This window comes from Marinobacter sp. F4218, assembly GCF_019443085.1.
Classification (GTDB): domain Bacteria; phylum Pseudomonadota; class Gammaproteobacteria; order Pseudomonadales; family Oleiphilaceae; genus Marinobacter; species Marinobacter albus.
The window spans coordinates 222,218-243,821 of record NZ_JAHZIL010000004.1 but is presented as its reverse complement, the minus strand read 5'-3'; the positions used below and the strand labels follow the sequence as shown (position 1 = coordinate 243,821).

At 61.2% G+C, this 21,604-nt stretch carries 18 protein-coding genes; 5 read left to right on the top strand and 13 right to left on the bottom strand.

What is annotated here, in order from left to right; translation table 11 throughout:
- Positions 1–7: 7 nt before the first annotated feature.
- The 10 genes from K0B93_RS16365 to K0B93_RS16320 all read right to left on the bottom strand — a co-directional run bounded on the left by K0B93_RS16365 (position 8) and on the right by K0B93_RS16320 (position 11,993).
- Positions 8–2,002 carry a hypothetical protein gene (locus K0B93_RS16365; protein ID WP_219868333.1) on the bottom strand — a complete coding sequence of 665 codons (1,995 nt, stop codon included), beginning with the start codon at positions 2,000–2,002 and terminating at the stop codon, positions 8–10.
- Between the two features lie 90 nt (positions 2,003–2,092).
- A complete protein-coding gene (locus tag K0B93_RS16360) occupies positions 2,093–2,287 on the bottom strand; it encodes a DUF2959 family protein (RefSeq protein WP_228743568.1) in 195 nt (64 codons plus the stop codon).
- Between the two features lie 158 nt (positions 2,288–2,445).
- Positions 2,446–4,128, bottom strand: coding sequence for an AMP-binding protein (locus K0B93_RS16355; RefSeq protein WP_228743596.1), 1,683 nt, complete (start codon positions 4,126–4,128; stop codon positions 2,446–2,448).
- 57 nt (positions 4,129–4,185) lie between these two features.
- The gene (locus tag K0B93_RS16350; RefSeq protein WP_219868331.1) at positions 4,186–4,764 is read right to left on the bottom strand and encodes a peroxidase-related enzyme; all 579 of its coding nucleotides are present in this window, start codon (positions 4,762–4,764) and stop codon (positions 4,186–4,188) included.
- A 17-nt stretch (positions 4,765–4,781) separates the two neighbouring features.
- On the bottom strand, positions 4,782–5,687 hold the full coding sequence (locus tag K0B93_RS16345) for a hydroxymethylglutaryl-CoA lyase (protein ID WP_219868330.1): 906 nt from the start codon (positions 5,685–5,687) through the stop codon (positions 4,782–4,784).
- On the bottom strand, positions 5,687–7,681 hold the full coding sequence (locus K0B93_RS16340) for an acetyl/propionyl/methylcrotonyl-CoA carboxylase subunit alpha (protein WP_219868329.1): 1,995 nt from the start codon (positions 7,679–7,681) through the stop codon (positions 5,687–5,689). Before K0B93_RS16340 ends, K0B93_RS16345 begins: the two co-directional genes overlap by 1 nt.
- Position 7,682: 1 nt before the next feature.
- Entirely contained in the window at positions 7,683–8,489 is an 807-nt protein-coding gene (locus K0B93_RS16335; protein ID WP_219868328.1) for an enoyl-CoA hydratase-related protein, read from the bottom strand.
- Between the two features lie 15 nt (positions 8,490–8,504).
- Positions 8,505–10,112 (bottom strand): carboxyl transferase domain-containing protein, encoded by a 1,608-nt coding sequence (locus tag K0B93_RS16330; protein ID WP_219868327.1) that lies wholly within the window; start codon positions 10,110–10,112, stop codon positions 8,505–8,507.
- Between the two features lie 176 nt (positions 10,113–10,288).
- A complete protein-coding gene (locus K0B93_RS16325) occupies positions 10,289–11,455 on the bottom strand; it encodes an isovaleryl-CoA dehydrogenase (protein WP_219868326.1) in 1,167 nt (388 codons plus the stop codon).
- Between the two features lie 88 nt (positions 11,456–11,543).
- On the bottom strand, positions 11,544–11,993 hold the full coding sequence (locus tag K0B93_RS16320; protein ID WP_219868325.1) for a MerR family transcriptional regulator: 450 nt from the start codon (positions 11,991–11,993) through the stop codon (positions 11,544–11,546).
- Positions 11,994–12,097: 104 nt separating this feature from the next.
- Here K0B93_RS16320 and K0B93_RS16315 point away from each other — a divergent pair, with 104 nt between their 5' ends.
- From K0B93_RS16315 to K0B93_RS16305, 3 genes are read left to right on the top strand one after another with little or no spacing between them, the layout of a single operon-like run.
- Complete coding sequence (locus K0B93_RS16315) at positions 12,098–12,859, top strand: SDR family NAD(P)-dependent oxidoreductase (RefSeq protein WP_219868324.1); 762 nt, start codon at positions 12,098–12,100, stop codon at positions 12,857–12,859.
- Between the two features lie 24 nt (positions 12,860–12,883).
- Positions 12,884–14,035: an acyl-CoA dehydrogenase family protein gene (locus K0B93_RS16310; protein WP_219868323.1), complete on the top strand. Its 1,152-nt coding sequence runs from the start codon at positions 12,884–12,886 to the stop codon at positions 14,033–14,035.
- A 21-nt stretch (positions 14,036–14,056) separates the two neighbouring features.
- Positions 14,057–15,238, top strand: a complete 1,182-nt coding sequence (locus tag K0B93_RS16305) for an acetyl-CoA C-acyltransferase (RefSeq protein WP_219868322.1) — start codon at positions 14,057–14,059, stop codon at positions 15,236–15,238.
- A gap of 163 nt (positions 15,239–15,401) precedes the next feature.
- On the opposite strand, the gene K0B93_RS16300 is transcribed toward K0B93_RS16305, so the two are convergent.
- Positions 15,402–17,354: a sigma 54-interacting transcriptional regulator gene (locus K0B93_RS16300; RefSeq protein ID WP_219868321.1), complete on the bottom strand. Its 1,953-nt coding sequence runs from the start codon at positions 17,352–17,354 to the stop codon at positions 15,402–15,404.
- 296 nt (positions 17,355–17,650) lie between these two features.
- Here K0B93_RS16300 and cynS point away from each other — a divergent pair, with 296 nt between their 5' ends.
- Positions 17,651–18,091 carry a cyanase gene (gene cynS, locus K0B93_RS16295; protein WP_228743595.1) on the top strand — a complete coding sequence of 147 codons (441 nt, stop codon included), beginning with the start codon at positions 17,651–17,653 and terminating at the stop codon, positions 18,089–18,091.
- Positions 18,092–18,211: 120 nt separating this feature from the next.
- Here the strand turns inward: cynS and K0B93_RS16290 are convergent, their stop codons facing one another.
- Together K0B93_RS16290 and ilvG are read right to left on the bottom strand one after the other, a co-directional pair.
- On the bottom strand, positions 18,212–18,490 hold the full coding sequence (locus K0B93_RS16290) for an ACT domain-containing protein (RefSeq protein WP_219868319.1): 279 nt from the start codon (positions 18,488–18,490) through the stop codon (positions 18,212–18,214).
- Entirely contained in the window at positions 18,487–20,187 is a 1,701-nt protein-coding gene (gene ilvG, locus K0B93_RS16285; protein ID WP_219868318.1) for an acetolactate synthase 2 catalytic subunit, read from the bottom strand. The genes K0B93_RS16290 and ilvG overlap by 4 nt, the downstream gene beginning before the upstream one ends.
- A gap of 330 nt (positions 20,188–20,517) precedes the next feature.
- On the opposite strand from ilvG, the gene K0B93_RS16280 reads away from it, so the two are divergent.
- Positions 20,518–21,600 (top strand): efflux RND transporter periplasmic adaptor subunit, encoded by a 1,083-nt coding sequence (locus K0B93_RS16280; protein WP_219868317.1) that lies wholly within the window; start codon positions 20,518–20,520, stop codon positions 21,598–21,600.
- Positions 21,601–21,604: the final 4 nt, after the last annotated feature.

Here is a 21,604-nt window from a genome sequence, read left to right as displayed (position 1 = left end):
GCCTCGGTTAATTTCCTGAGCGGGTTGACGTGTCTGGGGGGGCCGCCCAGCTAGTGTGGCCGAGTTCCATGACCCGGGCGACTTCCTCATCCGGTACTTCATTCACGTCACCGAGTTCCAGCGTGTCGTAATGGAACGCGTACAGTCGCGAGGCAAACTCGGCAATGGGTAAGGAGGCTTCCCCCCGGAATTCGCCGTGGTCGCGGGTGGAACAGGTAATGCCCTGCCCCCAGTCCTGGCCACTGTCATTGTTGGGATTAAAAAAGTAGACCCGCGTCTCGTTTTCGGGGCTGAGCCCGACCCTGAGGATGTTGATGGCGTGGCGGCCGACAAAACGGGCGGCGCTGTCGGTGACGGCGATGCCAGCGGGCTGCGCATGTATGACGGGCATCTGGCCATTGTAGAACGGGTGGTAGCTGGCGTAAAAATGGCGAACGAAGCCGTCGTAGTCGTGTACCTCTCCGGTATGAATGTCGGCCACCACCCGAAAGCCGTGGCTGACCCACCACCCGTAAAATTCCGGATTTATCCAGCGGTGGGCGTCATCATCCCGGCCTTGGCAGCGCCGCCACATCTCACCATAGATCCGGTCCAGGTGCGGAATCAGAATCAGTGATACCGGATCCACATCCACCGGTGCCTCCTTGACCAATCCCGGTTCCAGATTCCTGGACGAGACTTCTGCACCCTCGAAGCGCCCCAGAACCTCGTTATCCCGGGCGGCCCAGGCCAGAACCTGAAGCAAGTAGTCGGCCTCGTTCGCAGCCCACATCGACAGACCAATGGCCGACTGACAGCTGGGGTTATTGCCCTGGCCGACACCCAGCGGCTGGCCCAGGAGGTTGAGAACGCCGGCCAGCAGGAACACCTTGGCTGGCTGGGCATTTCCAAACGTGCCTTCGAGCGCCGATGTCGTCTCTTCCGACAGCTCAAGTTTGATATGACGCCACAGTGCCTGTGCAACCGACGGAGTGAACAGCGAACCCCGCTCCAGCATCATGGTAAGCCCGAAAACGGCCTGGCAGCTTTCCGGGTAGATGGCCTCGTCGATCAGGGCGTGGACCAGCTCGGTATAGCAGTAAAGGTCGTCCAATCCCGTCATGGTGAGCCCAAGCGTGGTTGGGATCAGGTCGTCCTTGCCAGTTTTGCGCAGGAACCTCAGCATAACCGCGTGGTAGGGCGAGGCAAGACCGGTGTCATGCATGCTCCGGGCGAAATGAGTCGCCTCGGATTTGAGGCCGGCATCGTCCATCTGAGCCAGCCGTTGGCCATACAGCTCCAAGCCCGGGTCTTCGATGCTGCCTGGGGTGGGCGCGAACAACGAGTGCACAAGGCGGGCGGCGTCGGCGTTGTCTATGGTTACCGTTTCCGGGTCATAGAGGCACTTTGCAATCTGGCCAATCATCTCGCAGATGCTGTCTACCTGGACCGGCCCCTGATCCAGTAATCGCCAGACTTCTGCAACCAGGCTGTCGAGCAGGCTTTCGTAACCCAGATGAGAAATCAGGTACTGGTACAGCTGGTGTACGATGACACCGAGTTGCTTGGGGCGTTCCCGGTCTGCTTCCGTCAGTTGACCGGACAGCAAGTCCAGGTTCAGCGCCATCACCTGGGTCAGGAAGTGCCTGGCCTGTTCCGCGGAAATGCCCGGATGGAAGTAATCCCCGCGAGTGACCGCAAGCATCCGGAGCTCGCTGATGGCTTCAACCACCGTTGTCACGGCGCCGGCTTCGCGCAGCGAGCGCTTCGCCAGTGCCGGCTGCAGAATCGCCGGCTTTGACCAATCACTGGTGCCGAAAATACCGGCGGATTCCAGCCCGCGAACTCGTCTGTACAAGGCGTCAAATCCATCCGGCAGTGTCATCAGCATCCGGGCCCGCTCAAGCAGGGCGAGGCTGGATGACTGGGGATCTGAGCGACGGGCGCGGGCGAAATCGGCCAGCGCCGCATCAAACTGCATCACGGCTGGCCCAAGTTCAGGGTCGGCGTATTGGTGCTCCATAGCTTTTACTCCCTGTTTGCCCCGGATGGTCCGGCTACTGATTCGACCTTCGATTTGACTGTAGCCCTCTTGGCCCTGTGTGGCCAGACGTTACCCGCCTTCACGAAAGCGCCGAATAAAGGCTTCGGACTCCGCGATTGACTGCTCCATATTGCGGATCAGCTCATCCATGTCCTGGCGGATACCCACCAGCTCGTTCTCCAGCGAGCCGATCGCCTGGGCGGACAGGGTTGGGCATGAAGTAGACTCCGGTAGCGGTGGGTGCGGTTCCCGAGAGTGAAGCATGGCGACGGGGTGCTGACAGGCTGTCGTTTGATTCCGGGGTATTGTCCTGGGTGATGCCTCGTCTTGTACGATAATGTTTGTCGAGTGCGTCGCGTACACAAAGAACAAACCCCGGCAAGTTGCCGGGGTTTGAGGGTTTCACGAGGAAAGGGCAGGGCTTACTTCTTCAGCCCCATCTCCTCAATCGAGATCTCCCGCATCTTGAACTTCTGGATTTTCCCGGTGACGGTCATCGGGAATTCATCCACGAACTTGTAGTTCTTCGGGATCTTGAAGTGGGCGATCTGGCCTTGGCAGAAGGCGATCAGATCGTCGGCATCGACCGGATCGGCGTCCGGGCGCAGTTTCACCCAGGCGATCAGTTCCTCGCCGTACTTCTCATCGGGAATGCCGGTGACCTGGACTTCCTCGATGGAGGGGTGGGTGTACAGGAACTCTTCGATCTCTTTCGGGTAGATGTTCTCACCGCCCCGGATCACCATGTCCTTGATGCGGCCAACGATCTGGATGTAGCCGTCCTCGTCCATGGTGGCCAGGTCGCCGGTGTGCATCCAGCCGGCGTCGTCGATGGCCTCACGGGTTTTCTCTTCGTTGTTCCAGTACTTCAGCATCACGCTGTAGCCCCGGGTGCAGAGTTCGCCGATCTCGCCGCGTGGCACTACATTTCCGGAACCCGGCTCGACGATCTTGGTTTCCAGGTGCGGCTGGGTGCGGCCCACGGTGGTGACCTGTTTCTCGAACGGGTCGAGGGAGCTGGTCTGGGTGGACACCGGGCTGGTCTCGGTCATGCCGTAGGCGATCTGGACCTCTTTCATGTTCATCTTGCCGTTAACCTGCTTCATCACCTCGGCCGGGCAGATGGAGCCGGCCATGATGCCGGTGCGCAGGGTCGAAAGGTCGTAGGTTTCGAATTCCGGGTCCGACAGTTCGGCAATGAACATGGTGGGTACGCCATACAGCGCCGTCGCCTTCTCCTGGTGAACCGCCTTCAGCACAGACTTGGGCTCAAACCCTTCATCCGGATAGATCATGGTGGAGCCGTGGGTGATGCAGCCCAGGTTGCCCATCACCATGCCGAAGCAGTGGTACAGCGGCACCGGAATCACCAGGCGATCTTTCTCGGTGAAAAGCTGGCTCTCGGCCACAAAATACCCGTTGTTCAGGATGTTGTGGTGGGTGAGGGTGGCGCCCTTGGGGTTGCCGGTAGTGCCTGAGGTGAACTGGATGTTGATTGGGTCATCGAACTGCAGTTTGGCCTGAATCTTGTCCAGTTCGTCCTGGCTGACGTCGCTGCCGAATTTGACGAACTCGTTCCAGGTCCACATGCCGTCGTGTTTTTCGGTATCCAGGTTGATCACCGCACGCAGGTCCTGCAGGCGCCGGGCCTTGAGTTCGCCGGGCTGGCTGGCTTTCAGTTCCGGCGCCAGGTCGTAGAGGGTCTGGCGGTAATCAGACGCCTTGAAGCTGTCCGCGGTCACCAGCACGCTGATGCCCGCCAGATTCATGGCGTATTCGAGTTCGTGCATGCCGTAGGCCGGGTTGATGTTCACCAGGATGGCGCCGACTTTGGCGGTGGCGAACTGGGTCACCGTCCACTCATAGCGGTTCGGGGACCAGATGCCGACCCGGTCGCCACGCTTCACGCCAATGGCCATGAAGGCACGGGCAGCTTCGTTCACTTTCTCGACGAATTCCTTGTACGTCCAGCGAATGTCCTGGTGCAGACACACCAGGGCTTCGGTGTCCGGGTACTTCTCGGCGGTGCGGTCCAGCATCTCGCCGATGGTCATGCCCAGCAGCGGTGTCTCTGAAGTGCCGCTGGTGTAGCTTGGAAGAGTCATGCTCATTGTCTCTGCCTCCATTGTTTTTGTAGTCGAGGGCAAGCAGGGCTAACCCCGCTAGCGACTCTGGCTGTGATATTCAGGGTTTGGTTGCATATCGCTGGCAATCGCGACGCGATTGGACATGTTGTAGAACCCGACCAGGTTGCTCAGGTCCCAGATCGCGCGGTCACTGAGACCGGCGTCGCGCAGGGCCTGGATGTCCTCTTCCGTGACCGTTGCCGGTGAGCGGGTGAGGTGGGATGCGAAATCCAGCATCGCGCGCTGGCGCTTGTCCAGTTTGGCGCTGCGGTAGTTCATCACCATGTGCTCGCCCAGTGTTGGATCGCCGCTGAGTACCCGCACGGCGGCACCGTGCGCCACCAGGCAGTAGAAGCACTTGTTCTCGGACGAGACCACCACGGCGACCATTTCCCGCTCCAGCTTGCTGAGCTCGCCTTCGCCCAGCATCAGCTCGTTGTACAGGCGGGTGAAGCCTTCGAGTTGTTTCAGGTTCTGGCTGTAAGCCGTGAGCACGTTCGGGATCATGCCCAGCTTTTCCTGACAGATCTGGAAGTACTTCTTGGTATCTTCCGGCATGTCGGAAATCCCGGGGATCGGAAGATCCAGGGCAACGACGTTCTTGTTCTGGTTCATGTCGAATCCTTTTCGTTTCAGCAGTTGCCGCCGAGAGCCTGGCCCACTTTGGAGCCGTTGTGACGTTTGAGCTGGCCGCTGATCCAGTCGCCGGTGGCGACGAGCCGGTTCAGGTCCACGCCGGTGTCGATGCCGAGGCCGTTAAGCAGGTATAGCACGTCTTCCGTGGCAACGTTGCCGGAGGCGCCCTTGGCGTACGGGCAACCCCCGAGGCCGGCGACCGAGGCGTCAATCACCGCGACACCTTCCTCCAGTACCGCGTAGAGGTTGGCCAGGGCCTGGCCGTAGGTGTCGTGGAAGTGGGCGGCCAGGCGTTCAACCGGAACGTGCTTGGCGACCGCCTCCAGCATGCGCTTGGCTTTCAGCGGCGTACCCACGCCGATGGTGTCGCCCAGGGAGATCTCGTAGCAGCCCATGTCGGCCAGGTCTTTGGCGACTTTGGCCACCTGTTCCGGGGCGATGTCGCCCTCGTAGGGGCAGCCCAGAACCGTCGAGACATACCCCCGCACGGGAATGTTGTGCTTGTTCGCCGCTTCCATCACCGGCAGGAAGCGCTCAAGGCTTTCGGCGATGGAGCAGTTGATGTTCTTCTGGCTGAACGACTCGGAGGCGGCACCGAACACCGCGACTTCGTCCACCCCGGCTTCCAGGGCGTTCTCGAAGCCCCGGAGGTTCGGCGTCAGCACCGAATAGCGTACGCCGGCCTTGCGGTTGATGCCGGCCATGACCTTGGCGGCGTCGCCCATCTGGGGCACCCACTTGGGTGACACGAAGCTGGCGGACTCGATGTGGGTCAGGCCGCAGTCGGCCAGCCGGTCGATCAGTCCGGTCTTGATGCGGGTCGCGATGACCGGGCCCGGCTCGTTCTGCAGCCCGTCCCGCGGGCTCATCTCGACCAGGCGAACCTGCTTGGGAAAGGCCATTACTCTGCCTCCTCTTCGCTCACCTCGATGGCGATCAGCTCGGCACCTTCGGAGACCTGGTCACCTTCGCCGAAGAAGATCTCGCTCACCACGCCGTCGGCCGGGGCCTTGATGGCGTGTTCCATCTTCATGGCTTCCATGATCACCAGGGTCTGGCCGGCGGTGACCTTGTCACCCACCTTGGCCTGCACCGCGACGATGGCGCCGTTCATTGGCGCTTCCAGGCTGCCTTCGCCGGACATGTCCTCGAAACCGTAGGTCTCGCGGTAGACGCTGCACTGGAAGGTGTCGCCTTCGTAGAACAGCACCAGCTGGTCTTTGTACAGGTTGCCGTGCACGCTGATCCGGTGGCCGTTGATCACGGCCTGGAGGTAATCGTCGTCCAGCCGGGCGGTCAGGTTGTAGACACTGTCGCCGACGAACACCTGATACCGGTCATCCCGCTCGAGAATCTTGAGGTCGTGAATCTCCTCGCCCACCTGCAGTTGCAGCGGCTGGGCGTATTCCGAGTTCATGCGCCAGCTGTTGCGGCGGCCGAACGGGGACCAGGGATCGGTGGAGGCCGGCTCGCTGGATTTGCGCTCTTCCAGCACAAAGCCGGCGGCCAGAACCAGGGCCTTGTGGGTATCCAGCTTGGATTTCGGGAACAGCAGGTCCCGATGGGTGTCGATAAAGCCGGTGGTCAGGTCCTCCTCCCGGAACGGCTGGGCATCGGCCAGCGCGTGCAGGAAACGGATGTTGGTCTTCACCCCGGCAATGCGGTAGTTCTCCAGCGCCTGCACCATGCGGTTGATGGCCTGGTCCCGGGTCTCGTCCCACACGATCAGCTTGGCGATCATGGGGTCGTAATGGATGCTGATATCGTCACCCTCGGTCACGCCGGTGTCGACGCGCACATGGGCGCTCTCATCGGGGGTGCTCAGGTAACGCAGGTGGCCGGTGGCCGGCAGAAAATCGTGATCCGGATCTTCCGCATAGATACGGGCTTCCAGGGCGTGGCCCCGGGTTTTTACCTCGGACTGGGCCAGCGGCAGTGGCTCGCCCCAGGCGATCTTCAGCTGCCATTCCACCAGGTCCTGGCCGGTGACCATTTCGGTGACCGGGTGCTCCACCTGCAGACGGGTGTTCATCTCCATGAAGAAGAACGAGCCGTCCACGTCGTACAGGAACTCGACGGTGCCGGCGCCCACGTAGTCGATGGCCTGGGCAGCCCGCACCGCGGCCTCACCCATGGCCTTGCGGGTATCCTCGCTCAGGCCGGGGGCCGGTGCCTCTTCCAGCACCTTCTGGTGACGGCGCTGCACGGAACAGTCGCGCTCGGCCAGATACACGCCTTTGCCGTCCTGATCGCAGAAGACCTGGATTTCCACATGGCGCGGCTGGGTCAGGTAGCGTTCGATGAGCATGTCCGGGTTGCCGAAGGCATTCTTGGCTTCGCGCTTGGCCGCGGCCAGGGCGTCGTCAAATTCGCCCATGTTCTCGACTACGCGCATGCCTTTGCCGCCGCCACCGGCCACGGCTTTCAGCAGTAGTGGGAAGCCGCATTTCTCCGCTTCGGCGCGCAGGGTTTCCGGCGACTGGTCGTCGCCGTGATAGCCGGGCACCAGCGGCACGCCGGCCTTCTCCATGATCGCTTTGGCGGCGGACTTGGAACCCATGGCCGCGATGGCGGAGGAGGGCGGTCCGATAAAGACCAGGTCGTTGGCCTCGCAGGCCTCGGAAAATCCGGTGTTCTCGGACAGGAAACCGTAGCCCGGGTGGATGGCCTGGGCGCCGCTCTCCTTGGCGATCTCGATGATTTTCTCGGCCCGCAGGTAGCTCTCGGAGCTGGGGGCGGGGCCAATGTGAAACGCCTCGTCGGCCATGGCGACATGGCGGGCGTTGGCGTCGGCGTCGGAATACACCGCAACGCAACGGATGCCCATGCGGTGGGCGGTCTGTATGATCCGGCAGGCGATTTCGCCCCGGTTGGCGATCAGTATTTTGCTGAACATGTCACTTGTTCTCCGGAATCCAGTTGGCGCGGCGCTTGTTCAGGAAGGCACTCAAACCTTCCTGCCCTTCTTCGCCCACGCGAATGTCGGCGATGCGGTGTGCGGTGTCGTCAATCACGGCGTCTTCAATGGGTTTGTGGCTGACCGCGAACACCAGATCCTTGGCAGCTTTCATGGCTTCCGGACCGTTCAGGGCGAGCTGCTCAAGCATCTCGTTGCAACGGGCCTCCATGGCCTCGACATCGTCGCAAACGATGTGCACCAGGCCGTATTCTTCGGCCTGCCGGGCAGTGAACACCTCGGCGGAGATGAAGTACCGGCGGGCCTGGCGTTCGCCAATGGCGCGCACGACATAGGGGCTGATTACAGCCGGGATCAGCCCGAGCTTCACTTCGCTCAGGCAGAAGCTGGATTTCTCGGTGGCGATAACAATGTCGCAGCAGGCGGCAAGGCCCACCGCACCGCCGAAGGCCGCGCCCTGCACCAGGCCGATGACCGGCTTGGAGAGGTGATTCAGCACGTTCATCAGCCGCGCCAGTTCCCGGGAGTCATCGAGATTTTCCTGGCGGGTGTTGTCCGCCATGCGGCGCATCCAGCCAAGGTCCGCGCCGGCGGAGAAGTGCTTGCCTTCGGAGCGAAGGATCACCACCTTGGTGTTCGCGTCGTCGTTGACTTCGGTCAGCGCGTTGATCAGCTGCTGGATGATCACGTCGTCAAAGGCGTTGCGTTTGTCCGGGCGGTTCAGCACCACTTCGGTTATGCCCTCGGCGCGGCGCTTGAGCAGAACCGCATTTTCTTGTTCTGTCATGGCATAGTCTCCCGATTACATGCGGAACACGCCGAAGCGCGTGGGCTTCGCGGGTCGGTTGAGCGTGGCGGACAGGCTCAGGGCAACCACTTCCCGGGTCTGGGCCGGGTCGATTACGCCGTCGTCCCAGAGCCGGGCGCTGGCGTAGTAGGGGTGGCCCTGTTCCTCGTATTTGTCGATCACCGGTTGCTTGAACTCGGCCTCTTCCTCGGCACTCCACTCCTCGCCTTTGCGCTCCATGCCTTCGCGTTTGACCTGGGCCAGCACGCCGGCGGCCTGTTCACCGCCCATCACCGAGATGCGCGCGTTCGGCCACATCCACAGGAAGTCCGGGCTGTAGGCTCGGCCACACATGCCGTAGTTGCCGGCGCCGAAGCTGCCGCCGATCAGTACGGTAATCTTGGGCACGTTGGCGCAGGCCACGGCCATGACCATCTTGGCGCCGTGTTTGGCGATGCCCTCGGCCTCGTACTTCTGGCCGACCATGAAGCCGGTGATGTTCTGCAGGAACAGCAGCGGGATGTTGCGCTGGCAGCACAGTTCGATGAAGTGCGCGCCTTTCTGGGCGGCTTCACTGAACAGGATGCCGTTGTTGGCGATGATCCCGACCGGGTAGCCGTGGATGTGGGCAAAGCCGGTTACCAGGGTCTGGCCGTAATAGCGTTTGAATTCGTCGAACTCGGAACCGTCGACGATGCGGGCGATCACGTCACGCACATCGAACTGTTTGCGCAGGTCGGTGCCGACGATGCCGTAGATCTCTTCGGCGTCGTACAGCGGTGCCCTGGGCTTGCGGATCTCCACATCGGCCGGCTTGCGGCGGTTGAGGTTGGAGATGCTGCGCCGGGCGATTTCCAGGGCGTGGGCGTCGTTTTCCGCGTAGTGGTCGGCAACACCGGAGATTTTGCAGTGCACGTCGGCACCGCCCAGGTCTTCGGCGCTGACCACTTCACCGGTGGCGGCTTTAACCAGCGGCGGGCCGGCCAGGAAGATGGTGCCCTGGTTTCGGACGATGATGGATTCGTCGGCCATGGCCGGCACGTAGGCGCCACCGGCGGTACACAGGCCCATCACCACCGCAATCTGCGGGATGTCGTCGGCGGACATGCGCGCCTGGTTGTAGAAGATGCGGCCGAAGTGGTCCCGGTCCGGGAAGACTTCGTCCTGGCGGGGCAGGTTCGCGCCGCCGGAGTCCACCAGGTAGATGCACGGGAGACGGTTTTCCAGGGCAATTTCCTGGGCCCGCAGGTGCTTTTTCACGGTCAGCGGGTAGTAACTGCCGCCTTTAACGGTAGCGTCGTTGGCGATGATCATGCACTCGGTGCCGGAGACCCGGCCCACGCCGGCGATCAGGCCCGCGGCCGGGACTTCTTCGCCGTAGACGTTGTAGGCGGCAAACTGGCCGATTTCCAGAAAGGGGGAGCCGTCGTCCAGCAGGCGGTTGATCCGCTCTCTGGGCAGCAGCTTGCCACGGGCGATGTGGCGTTCCTGGTAGGAGGGGCCGCCGCCTTGCTGGATGGTGGAAACTTTGTCCCGCAGGTCCGCGACGGCTTGCGCCATGGATTCCTGGTTGGCCTGGAATTCGTCAGACCTTGGATTGATTTTGCTCTGGAGTATGGTCATAGCTTTTGGGTCCGTGCATCGGGGCTGGCGGCCTGGCTTTCCGGGAACCGCTACGAGCACATCCTTGTGCGCTTGTCTCCGGCCGTCCCTGGCCTCCGACATTCCCGGAAAGCCAGGCCGCCATCCCCGCGTTGTGCTTGGTACTTTTACCCGCGCGTGTTCGTGTCGGGTGTTTGTTATTTGTTCAGGAACAGCTCGCGACCGATCAGCATGCGTCGAATCTCTGAAGTACCCGCGCCGATCTCATACAGCTTGGCGTCGCGCAGCAGGCGACCTGTCGGGTATTCGTTGATGTAGCCGTTACCGCCCAGCAGCTGGATGGCATCCAGGGCCAGTTTGGTGGCCATTTCCGCGGAGTAGAGGATGGCGCCGGCGGCGTCTTTACGGGTGGTCTCCCCACGGTCGGCGGACATGGCCACCATGTAGACGTAGGATTTGGCGGAGTTCATCCAGGTATACATGTCGGCCACTTTGCCCTGGACCAGTTCGAACTCGCCGATGGCCTGGCCGAACTGCTTGCGTTCACGGATGTAGGGCACGGTGACGTCGAGGGCCGCCTGCATGATGCCCAGCGGGCCACCGGACAGAACCAGACGCTCGTAGTCCAGGCCGCTCATCAGCACCTTGGCGCCGTTGCCTTCACCGCCCAGGATGTTTTCGCGGGGCACCTTGCAGTCCTCGAACACCAGCTCACAGGTGTTGGAGCCGCGCATGCCGAGTTTGTCGAGCTTCTGGTGACGGCTGAAGCCCGGGTAGTCGCGCTCAACGATGAACGCGGTTACGCCTCTGGAGCCGGCCTGGGTGTCAGTCTTGGCGTAGATCACGTAGGTGTGGGCGTCGGGGCCGTTGGTGATCCACATCTTGCTGCCGTTGAGAACGAAGTGGTCGCCTTCGTCCCGGGCAGAGAGCTTCATGGAGATGACGTCGGAGCCGGCGTTGGGCTCGGACATGGCCAGGGCGCCAACGTGTTCACCGCTTACCAGCTTGGGCAGGTACTTCTGCTTCTGCTCTTCGGTACCGTTGCGGTGGATCTGGTTCACGCACAGGTTGGAGTGGGCCCCGTAGGACAGACCGACGGAGGCCGAGGCGCGGCTGATTTCTTCCATGGCAATCACGTGGGCGAGGTAACCCATATCGGAGCCACCGTATTCCTCGGCAACGGTGATGCCCAGCAGGCCCATGTCGCCCATTTTGCGCCAGAGATCCATGGGGAACTCGTTGTTGCGATCAATCTCTTCGGCGCGCGGAGCGATTTCGGCCGCGGCGAAGCCGTTGATTTGCTCACGCAGCATATCGAGGGTTTCACCAAGGCCGAAGTTGAGCTCTGAGTACTGTGATTTCATGTCGGTTACCTTTTATTTTGCTCTCTGACTTACGAGGATTCATAACCGGACAGCCATGGCGCAGGGCGACGTTGAGTGCCCTTGTGGCTTAGCGCTGTTCGGCGGTTGTCGTTGGTTCTTTGTTCGCCCGCATCTGCTGTTCTCGTTTTTTCTTCTGCAGGTCTGCCAGTGCTTCACGGCACCGCGCTTCGGCGGTGTCCATTTCCATCTCTGCCTGTGCGATGTCGTTCTTCTGCTGTTCCAGCTGGGCCCGTTTCCGGCTCAGGGTTTCCAGCATGAGCAGCAACTGTTTTTCGTTGCCACTGAGGGTTTCGTCCCACAGGTCGAAGAGTTCTTTGGTTTCTGCCAGTGAGAACCCCATGCGTTTGCCCCGAAGGATCAGCTTCAGCCGAACGCGATCCTTGGAACTGAATATGCGTGTTTGCCCACGCCGTGTCGGCTTGAGCAGCTCCTGATCCTCGTAGAATCGGATGCTCCGGGTCGTCACGTCGAACTCCTTGGCGAGTTCGCTGATGCTGTATGTTTCTTTTTTCACCATGGCGATTTCCTTTTTAGACTTAGGTTAGATAAAGTTTACGTAAACGTAAAGTGCTTTTACGGTCAGATTTCGAACAAAAAGTGTCTTTAGAGCAGGAGTAAACGATGGAATTCAAAAATGTGGCGGCCATAGTAACAGGTGGTGCATCGGGGCTGGGCGAAGGTGCGGCCCGTGCACTGGCAGCAGCAGGCTGCAAAGTGGCGATCCTTGACGTACAGAAGGAGCAGGGTGAAAAAGTGGCCGCAGAGATTGGCGGTATCTTCCTGCATTGTGACGTAACCTCCGCAGACAGTGCCGAAGCTGCGGTTAATGCCGCGCGGGAAGCCCATGGCCGCTGCGGTGTGGCGGTAAGTTGCGCCGGCATCGCCCCGGCTTCCAAGATCCTGGGTCGTGAGGGCGTTATGCCGCTGGAGAACTTCAGCAAGGTTATCCAGGTCAATCTGATTGGTACCTTCAACATCCTGAGACTGGTGGCGGCCGATATGGCCCAGCGTGAACCCAACGCCGACGGCGAGCGGGGCGTGATCATCAATACCGCGTCAGTGGCGGCCTACGAAGGCCAGATCGGCCAGGCGGCCTACAGTGCATCCAAGGGCGGGGTGGTTTCGCTGACCCTGCAGTCGGCGCGCGAGCTGGCTCGAGAGGGCATCCGTGTAAATACGATTGCACCGGGCCTGTTCATGACCCCCATGATGGCAGGTATGCCTGAGGAAGTTCAGGAAAGCCTGGCTGCCACCCTGCCGTTTCCGAAACGCCTCGGCAAGCCGGAGGAATTCGGCATGATGGTGGACCAGATGGTGCGTAATCCGATTCTGAATGGCGAAGTGATTCGTCTGGACTGCGCGCTTCGCATGGCGCCCAAGTGAAGCATTCAATTGCAGGAGACATACATGACCGTGTCTGTTGATAAAGAAGAACTGGCGATGTTCCGGGATTCGGTAGTCAAGGTCCTGGAAAAGGAAGTAACGCCGCATTACGAGACCTGGGAAAAGTCCGGGCTGGTGCCCCGAGAGCTGTGGAACACCCTGGGCAACGCCGGAATGCTGTGTGTGGATGTGCCCGAGGAGTGGGGTGGAATCGGTGCGCCTTTCCAGTTTTCTGTGGTGGTTGGGGAAGAACTGGCCCGGATGGGATTCGGCGCGCTGTCCACCAACGTGATGGTGCACTCGGACATTGTTGCACCCTATCTCAGCCACATGGGCAACGAGGAACAGCGGCAACAATGGCTGCCGAAGCTGGTTTCCGGTGAAGCGGTTGGCGCCATCGCCATGACCGAGCCGGGCGCCGGCAGTGACTTGCAGGCGATCCGCACCAGTGCGGTGAAAGATGGCGACGACTACATCCTTAACGGGTCCAAGACCTTCATCACCAACGGCCAGCACGCCGATATGGTGATTGTCGCCGCCAAGACCGACCCGAAAGCTGGTGCCCGCGGCATCAGCCTGTTCCTGGTGGATACGTCACTGCCGGGTTACAGCAAGGGCCGGAACCTGGACAAGATCGGCCAGCATTCCGGTGACACCTCCGAGCTGTTCTTCTCCGACATGCGCGTCCCCGCCTCGGCGCTGCTGGGTGAAGAGGGGCAGGGCTTCATGTACCTGATGCGGGAACTGCCCCGAGAGCGCCTGGTGATCGGAGCGCTCGGTGTGGCGGCGGCCCGGGGTGCCCTGGACCTGACCATTGCCTACGCCCAGGAACGTGAGCTGTTCGGTCAGAAGCTGGCGCAGCTGCAGAATACCCGTTTCGAGATTGCCCGCATGGAAACCGACTACCGGGTCAATCAGGCGTTCGTGAACGAGTGTATTGCCAAGTACGAGCAGGGCGAGCTGGATGCGCCGACGGCGTCCATGGCCAAGTACAGCGCCACGGAGATGCAGTGTCGGGTGGCGGACGGTTGCCTGCAGCTGTTCGGCGGCTACGGTTACACCACCGAATACCCCATTTCCCGGGCCTTCATGGATGCGCGGGTTCAGCGCATTTACGGCGGTACTTCGGAAGTGATGAAAGAGATTATTGCCCGGTCCGTTCTGGGCAAGGGCTGAAGGTTTGAGAGAGGATAGATCATGAGTGACAACAGCGTAGTAATTGCCGGTTCGGCGCGGACTCCCATGGGCGGCATGATGGGCTCGCTGAGCTCCGTTCGCTCCCCCCAGCTTGGCGCGGCATCCATCAAGGCCGCCATTGAGCGGTCAGGCCTGCAGCCGGCCGATATCCAGGAAGTGATCATGGGCTGCGTGCTGCCCGCAGGCCTGGGTCAGGCCCCGGCCCGACAAGCCTCGCGCGCCTCGGGCATTCCGGACAGCTCCGGCTGCACCACCATCAACAAGATGTGTGGCTCCGGCATGCAGTCTGTGATCATGGCCCACGACCAGATCAAGGCCGGGACCAACAACATCATGATTGCCGGCGGTATGGAGAACATGAGCCAGGCGCCGTACCTGCTGCCCAAGGCCCGCGCCGGCATGCGCATGGGTCATGGCCAGGTTCTGGACAGCATGTTCCTGGATGGTCTTGAGGATGCGTACGAAGGCGGCCTGATGGGCGTATTTGCCCAGCGCACGGCGGACAAGTACGACATCAGCCGGCAGGCCATGGACGAGTTCGCCATCGGTTCCCTGCAGAAGTCCCTGGCGGCTATCGAGAATGGCTGGTTCAGGGACGAGATTGTCCCGGTGAGTGTTGCTGGCCGTGGCGGGGACACCCTGGTGGAAATCGATGAACAGCCGGGTAACGCCAAGCCGGAAAAAATTCCTCACCTGAAGCCAGCCTTCGCCAAAGACGGCTCGGTGACGGCGGCCAATTCGAGCTCGATCAGCGACGGCGCCTCGGCCCTGGTGCTGGCCTCGGCTGCCGAGGCCGACAAGCGTGGTCTGGTTCCGCAGGCGCGGATCGTGGCCCACGCCACCCACGCGCGACTGCCCTCGGAGTTCACCCTTGCGCCTATCGGAGCCATCGAGAAGGTCCTGAAAAAGGCCGACTGGTCCGTGAGCGACGTTGATCTGTTCGAGATCAACGAGGCCTTTGCGGTGGTAACCCTGGCGGCGATCAACGAGCTTGGCCTGCCCGCAGAGAAGGTCAATGTGCACGGCGGCGCCTGCGCTCTTGGTCACCCGATCGGCTCTTCCGGTTCACGCATCATCGTTACCTTGATCAACGCACTGAAACAGCGTGGCCTCAAGCGTGGTGTCGCTTCGCTCTGCATCGGTGGGGGCGAGGGTACGGCGGTGGCCATTGAGTTGATCTGATTTTGGTGATCGCTCCGTGATGTAGCCTGCCTATTTTGGGGCGGGCTTGCGGGGTGGCCGGTGGATTTTTCTTGGAAAAAGAACTCGCTTCGCTCAGACACCTTTTTCCGGCGAAAAATCCACCGGCCACCCCGCGCCGATTTAACTTGTCGGGTTTACAGAGTTAATTATTCTTTGACCGGAATCGAAGCGGTTCGATCTTTAGCTTTTTCAGTCTTGAGGCCAGGGTGGTCGGTTTGACGCCCAGCAAGGTCGCCGCGCCGTCATCGCCGAATACCCTGCCATTGCTCATGGTCAGGGCCTGCGTCAGGTTCTTTTTCTCTAGGTCCCTCAATTCCTGCTCGGTCATCAGCTCGCCATTGAAGTGCCTGGGCGGTGGTGTGGATGCCGCTGATGCTCTGGCCGGGGAATCCTGTCCCGGCAGGTCCAGATCAAGGCCGCCGTTTGCGGTGATCACCTGTCGCTCGATCACGTTTTCCAGCTCCCGCACATTGCCCGGCCAGTGGTAGGCCTGTAGGGTTTCCACGTCCCGTTCTCGCAATATAAGGGTGGGGCGGTTGAACTTCTGGCAGGCCCGGTTGAGAAATTCCCGGGCGAGGATGGGGATATCCTCCAGACGCCGGCGTAGAGGCACCGATTCGATGGGGAAGACATTCAGGCGGAAGTATAGGTCCTCCCGAAATGTCTTGGCCTGGATTTCCGATTTCAGCTCCCTGTTCGTGGCGGCAATCACCCGGACGTTGACCGCCCGGGTGCGGTTTTCGCCCACCCGCTCGAACTGTTGATCCTGCAGGACTCTGAGGAGCTTGCCCTGAAGCTCCAGCGGGATTTCGCCCACCTCGTCCAGGAACAGTGTACCGCCATCGGCCAGTTCGAAGCGGCCAATCCGATCGCTCACGGCCCCGGTGAACGCACCCTTGATGTGACCGAAGAACTCGCTCTCGAACAGATCCTTGGGGATGGCCGCGCAGTTGACCCGGATCATGGGCCGGTCCCGTCGGTCGCTGGCCTGGTGGATGGCACGCGCAATCAGTTCCTTGCCGGTACCGGATTCGCCGGTAATCAGCACGTTTGCATCAGTGGGCGCCACCAGCCCAATGCGGCGGGCAATGCCCTTGATGGCCTCGCTCTGGCCGACCAGGTCGTGAAAATGGTATTCGCCGCTGAGTTCCTCCTGCAGGTAGGCATTCTCCATCTCGAGCCGCTGTTTCAGGCTTTCAACTTCCTCCAGCGCGTGTTGCAGTTCCTGTTGGGCGTGCTGGCGGGCGGAAATATCCTTGAATACGACGACCGCGCCGATGGGGTGACCGTTGTCCATGATCGGGGTGCTGGTGTATTCCACGGGAAAGCCGGTTCCGTCCTTGCGCCAGAACCAGTCCTCGCCCACCCGCCGGACGCTGGCGTCGCGGAACGCAGCGTAGATGGGGCAGTCCTTGAGCGGGAACAGGGAGCCGTCCTCATGGGAATGGTGGACGACCCGGTGCATCACGCGCCCCATCAGTTCGTCCGTTCGCCAGCCCAGCATCTTTTCGCCGGCCGGGTTAATAAACGTGGTGCGGCCCTCTGCGTCGACGCCGTAGATTCCCTCGCCCACGGCATGGAGGATCAGCTGATTCTCCCGCTCCATATCCTTGAACAGTGCCTCGACTCTTCGCCACTCCAGGAGTCCGCCGCGATGGTAATGATTGACCTCGTGGCGCTCGCGCAGGGAGCGTAGCTGCCTTCGGTCCCGAAGCAGGAACAGGATGTCGCGGGAATCGGCTCCTTCGGCGCGCGCCGAGGAAATCTCCAGCTCGACCGTGTGCCCGTCCTGATGCCGGAGCGTGAAATCCCCGCTCCATCCGCGTCCCCGTAACAGGGTTTCCTCCGTGAAGACGATCAGGGTGGGACGTTGGTCCGGAAACAGCGCGGTGCAGCGGACGCCGATCAGCGACGCCCGCTCGGAACCGGTCATCCGGGCCGCCAGGGTGTTGGCGGCGAGAATCCGGTCCCCGGTGCAATCCACGAGCAGGGCGGCTTCAGGCAGGAGGTCGATCCAGCTGTCCTGGGGTGCCTGGTGCTGGGAAGGCCGGGGGCGTGCAGTTGCCGTTTCGCTGACGGCAGTCGTGGTGTTCATCGCTCTCATCCTGTCGGTGTCTCCGGGAAGATGAGTCAAGTCCCGTGCCAATTACGATAACTCGTAGTCGGGAGCACGAATTTTCGTGGTCTACGAAATATCGTAGTGCGGCCTGAATTCGGCCATTCATTAAATGCCATCAAAAACAAAGTCCTGGAATATTTCTGTTGGTTGGCACGAAGTCTGCGATAGCCCTGACAGGCTCATGCAGCGTCGGGAAGTGAACAATCGTTCGCGCCCGGAGGCTGCACTGGAACAGTGCAAAACCAACTGAAGCAAAGGGTGAGTGCCTTATGATGAACAAAGAACTGATGACCGCGAAGATTCTGGAAGCCAAGGCTACGAAGGGTGTCTCCTGGGAGGCGCTTTCGGAGGCCATTGGCATGTCGCCGGTGTTTACCACGTCGGCTTGCCTCGGCATGAACAGTCTGACTGAGGAAAAGGCGCTTGCCCTCTGCGAGACTCTCGGGCTGGACAAGGTCGTCGCGGAAACCCTTCAGGTGTGCCCGAAGAAGGCCTGGGGTGATTCGGTGCCGCAGGATCCGCTGATCTATCGCCTGTACGAGGTGGTGGGTGTTTACGGAGATACCCTGAAGGAGCTGATCCACGAGAAGTTTGGTGACGGCATCATGAGTGCCATCGATTTCTCGATGCATGTGGACAAGGAAGAGAATCCGAAGGGGGATCGGGTGGTGATTACCATGAACGGGAAGTTCCTGCCCTACAAGTCCTGGTAATTGTTGCAACGTGCTGGATTGATGGAGTCTGGGCGCGGTGAGGGATCTCTTTTCTTCTGGGAAAAGAGATCCCTCCCCACGCTCGATCAGACTGCTCAGATAGACTCGCCTTTAAAGACATTAAGCTGTCTTTGTTTGTTTCATTTCATGAACTCCGAGAACCACGTCCCCTACTGTGTGCAGCTTTTCCAGCTGCGATTTGAGCATGTTGATGGGCCTTGTGCCCTCCAGCGTGAGGGCGATGGCGAGCTCGTCGCCTGCTGATTCCACCGCCATCCTGGCTATCCGGAATCCGCGAATCCGTACCACCTGGCACAATCGCTCCAACGCGGCCGCTTCATGACTCATCTGGCAGGTGAGGGTGTAGCTGGGTGTATCCGTTTGGCGCTGGGGGTTCATGCAACGTGCTCCTTGCTGGATTTTGCGGTGCGTTGGGATTCGTCGATCATGTCGCGGTTGCTGGCGCCGGGTTTGACGATGGGCCAGACGTTGTCTTCTCGGGCGATGGCAACGTGCAGCAGCATGGGGCCGTCGTAGGCGAGGATGGTTTCAATACCGCGGCGGATCTGGTCGGTGCGTTCGATGTGCAGGGCCGGGATGTCGAAGGCCCGGGCCATGGCGACGAAGTCGGGGTTGTCGTCCAGGTCGATCTGGCTTTCACGGTTGTTGTAGAATAGTTCCTGCTGCTGGCGGACCATGCCCAGGCACTGGTTGTCGAGGATAATCATCTTCAGGGGGAGTCTGTAGCGCCGTATGGTGGCCAGTTCCTGGGCGTTCATCATGAAGGAGCCGTCGCCCGCAACGTTGATCACGGTGCTGCCGCGGTTGGCGAACTGGGCGCCTATGGCCGCCGGCAGGCCGAAGCCCATGGTGCCCAGTCCGCCACTGGAGAGGTGGTGGCGTGGGTGGTTGAACTGGTAATGCTGGGCGACCCACATCTGGTGCTGGCCAACGTCGCAGGCGATTACGGTATCGTCCGGCGCGATTCGGGAGAGCTGTCGCACGAACGCGGGGCCGGTGATCGGGGCCAGGGGCTCTTCGTTGTCGGCCGCGTTGAAGCCGCCGGTGGTGTTCCAGGTGCGGCACTGTTTTTGCCAGTCGGCAATCGCCAACGGTTCGGTTTCCAGCTCCCGGGTCAGGGCCGCCAGGATGGTATTGAGGTCGCCCCGGATGGCCAGGTCTGCCGGGCGTAATTTGTTGATTTCGGCGGCATCGGCATCGATGTGGATCATCCGGGCGTTGGGGGCGAAGGTGTCCAGTTTGCCGGTGGCCCGGTCATCCAGACGCGCTCCGACAACGAGCAGCAGGTCGCACTCGTCCACGGCACGGTTGGCGGCTCTCGAGCCGTGCATGCCCAGCATCCCGAGGTTCTGATCGCTGTGTTTGCCTGCGTTGCCGATACCTTTGAGTGTGACAACGCCCGGCAACGCGGAGGTTTCGGCAAAGGCCCGGAAGCGGGCCTCGGCGTGGGCCAGGCTGACACCGCCGCCGCTGTAGAGCAGGGGCTTGCGGGCGGCCCGCAGCATGGTCAGCGCCTCGGACAGGTTGGGGCAGTCTGTCGGGCCGGATCCTGTGCGGGTTGGTGCCTGCGCGTGGGCTTCTGTGAGCAGGATGTCCTTGGGAATGTCGATCCAGACCGGCCCCGGTCGGCCACTCTGGGCCAGGTGGATGGCTTCTTCCATGATCGCGGGCAGGTCGTCGGCGCTGTCCACCAGGTAACTGTGTTTGACGATGCCCAGGGTCATCCCCAGAACATCGGTTTCCTGGAACGCATCGGTTCCGATCAGGCCGGAGGGAACCTGGCCGGTGATCACCAGCATGGGGATGGAGTCCCGGTGGGCATTGGCAACCCCTGTAATCAGGTTGGTGGCGCCGGGGCCCGACGTGGCAATGCACACGCCGAGCTTGCCACCGGCCCGGGCGTAGCCATCGGCGGCCAGGGCGCAGCCCTGCTCATGGCGGCACAACACGTGCTCGGTTCCGACATCGTCCACCAGGGCATCGTATAGCGGCATGATGCAGCCGCCGGGGTAGCCGAATACGGTACGGATGTCGTGGCGATGGAACGCGTCGAGAATGTGTTGTGCGCCGTTCATGGTCGTTTTCCCTTTTTATTGCTGCAAAAAAAAGCCCCCGGGACCTTTCGGTGCCGGGGGCTTTTTGGTGTCTTGTCAGGTTGTTGCTATCTCACCCGCTTGTCCACGCAAAAGCCCCCGGACGGTACCACGACCACCAGGACAAGCTTCACAAGGACGATTACTGCGTTGAGATTCATAAAATGAACAATCTGCTCTGAATTCGTGAAAAATTTCTGTGTAGAATCTACCCCACGCGTTTAACCGGTTGCAACCGTTTCTTGCCGGTTTTTTTCTTGGGGCCTGAATTCTCTGGGCCCGATCACGGTTTTCAGGCACGGCGAACGTTTCATGAGCAAAGGAAAGTGGGGTTCCCTGGGGCTGTCGCTCCTGGTCATTATTGCGCTGGCGGTGTGGTTGGCGACCGGCGACATCAAGATGGCGAGCGAAGCTGCACCGGAGAAACAGGAGATTGGCGAGCAGGAATTGACCAGCGTGCAGGTTGAGTCGCTTATTGCTCGGCTTCACGAACCGGGGCTTCTGCTTCAGGGGCAACTGGAACCCTGGCACGCGGTGATGATCAGTGCCCGGGTGGCAGGCACCGTTGAGAAGATTGAGGTCGATCTGGGCCAGCATGTGAAGTCGGGGGATACCCTGGTGACCCTATCCGATGATGGCCGCCGGGCCGTCGTCGACCGTTGGCGGGCCAGGGTGCGCAGCCTGGAGGCAGATCTTGCGGCTGCTCGCAAGCTACGTTCGAATAATCTGGCCTCCCAGTCCGAAATGCTGAATCTCGAGAGTGAGTTGGCGGCTGCAAACGCTGAGCTGGCCGCCGCCAGACTGGATGTTGCCCACCTGACCCCGAAAGCCCCCTTTGACGGCATCATAAATGCCCGCGATGTGGAGCAGGGCGGGCTGGTTCAGGTCGGTTCTCCCATGTTTGAACTGGTCCGCATTGATCGCCTCAAGGCGACGGGACAAATTCCCCAGCAGTCCGCGGGCAAGGTGTCGCCGGGGCAGCGGGTGCGGGTGGACCTGCTGAATGGCAAAAAGCTGGATGGCATAGTCACTTTCGTGGCGAGCGCGGCCAACCCCGAGACCCGGAGCTTCGCGGTGGAAATTGCCGTCGAGAATCCCGATCTTCGCCGGGTGGCCGGCGGTAGTGCGAGTTTCCGGATTGCTCTGCCTGAGGTGAAAGCCATGTTCATCTCACCGGCCTACCTGTCCCTTGGGGACGACGGGCGCCCCGGCGTGAAGTACGTGAACGAGGACAACCGCGTGGTATTCAGTACCGTTGAACTGCTCAGCGTTGCCACTAATGGCGCGTGGGTAACCGGGTTGCCGGATGAAATCCGCCTGATAACCCGGGGTGGTGGTTTCGTGAGCGTGGGCGAACAGGTCCGACCTGTCGACGCCGCCGAAGACCGGGGCTGAGCCG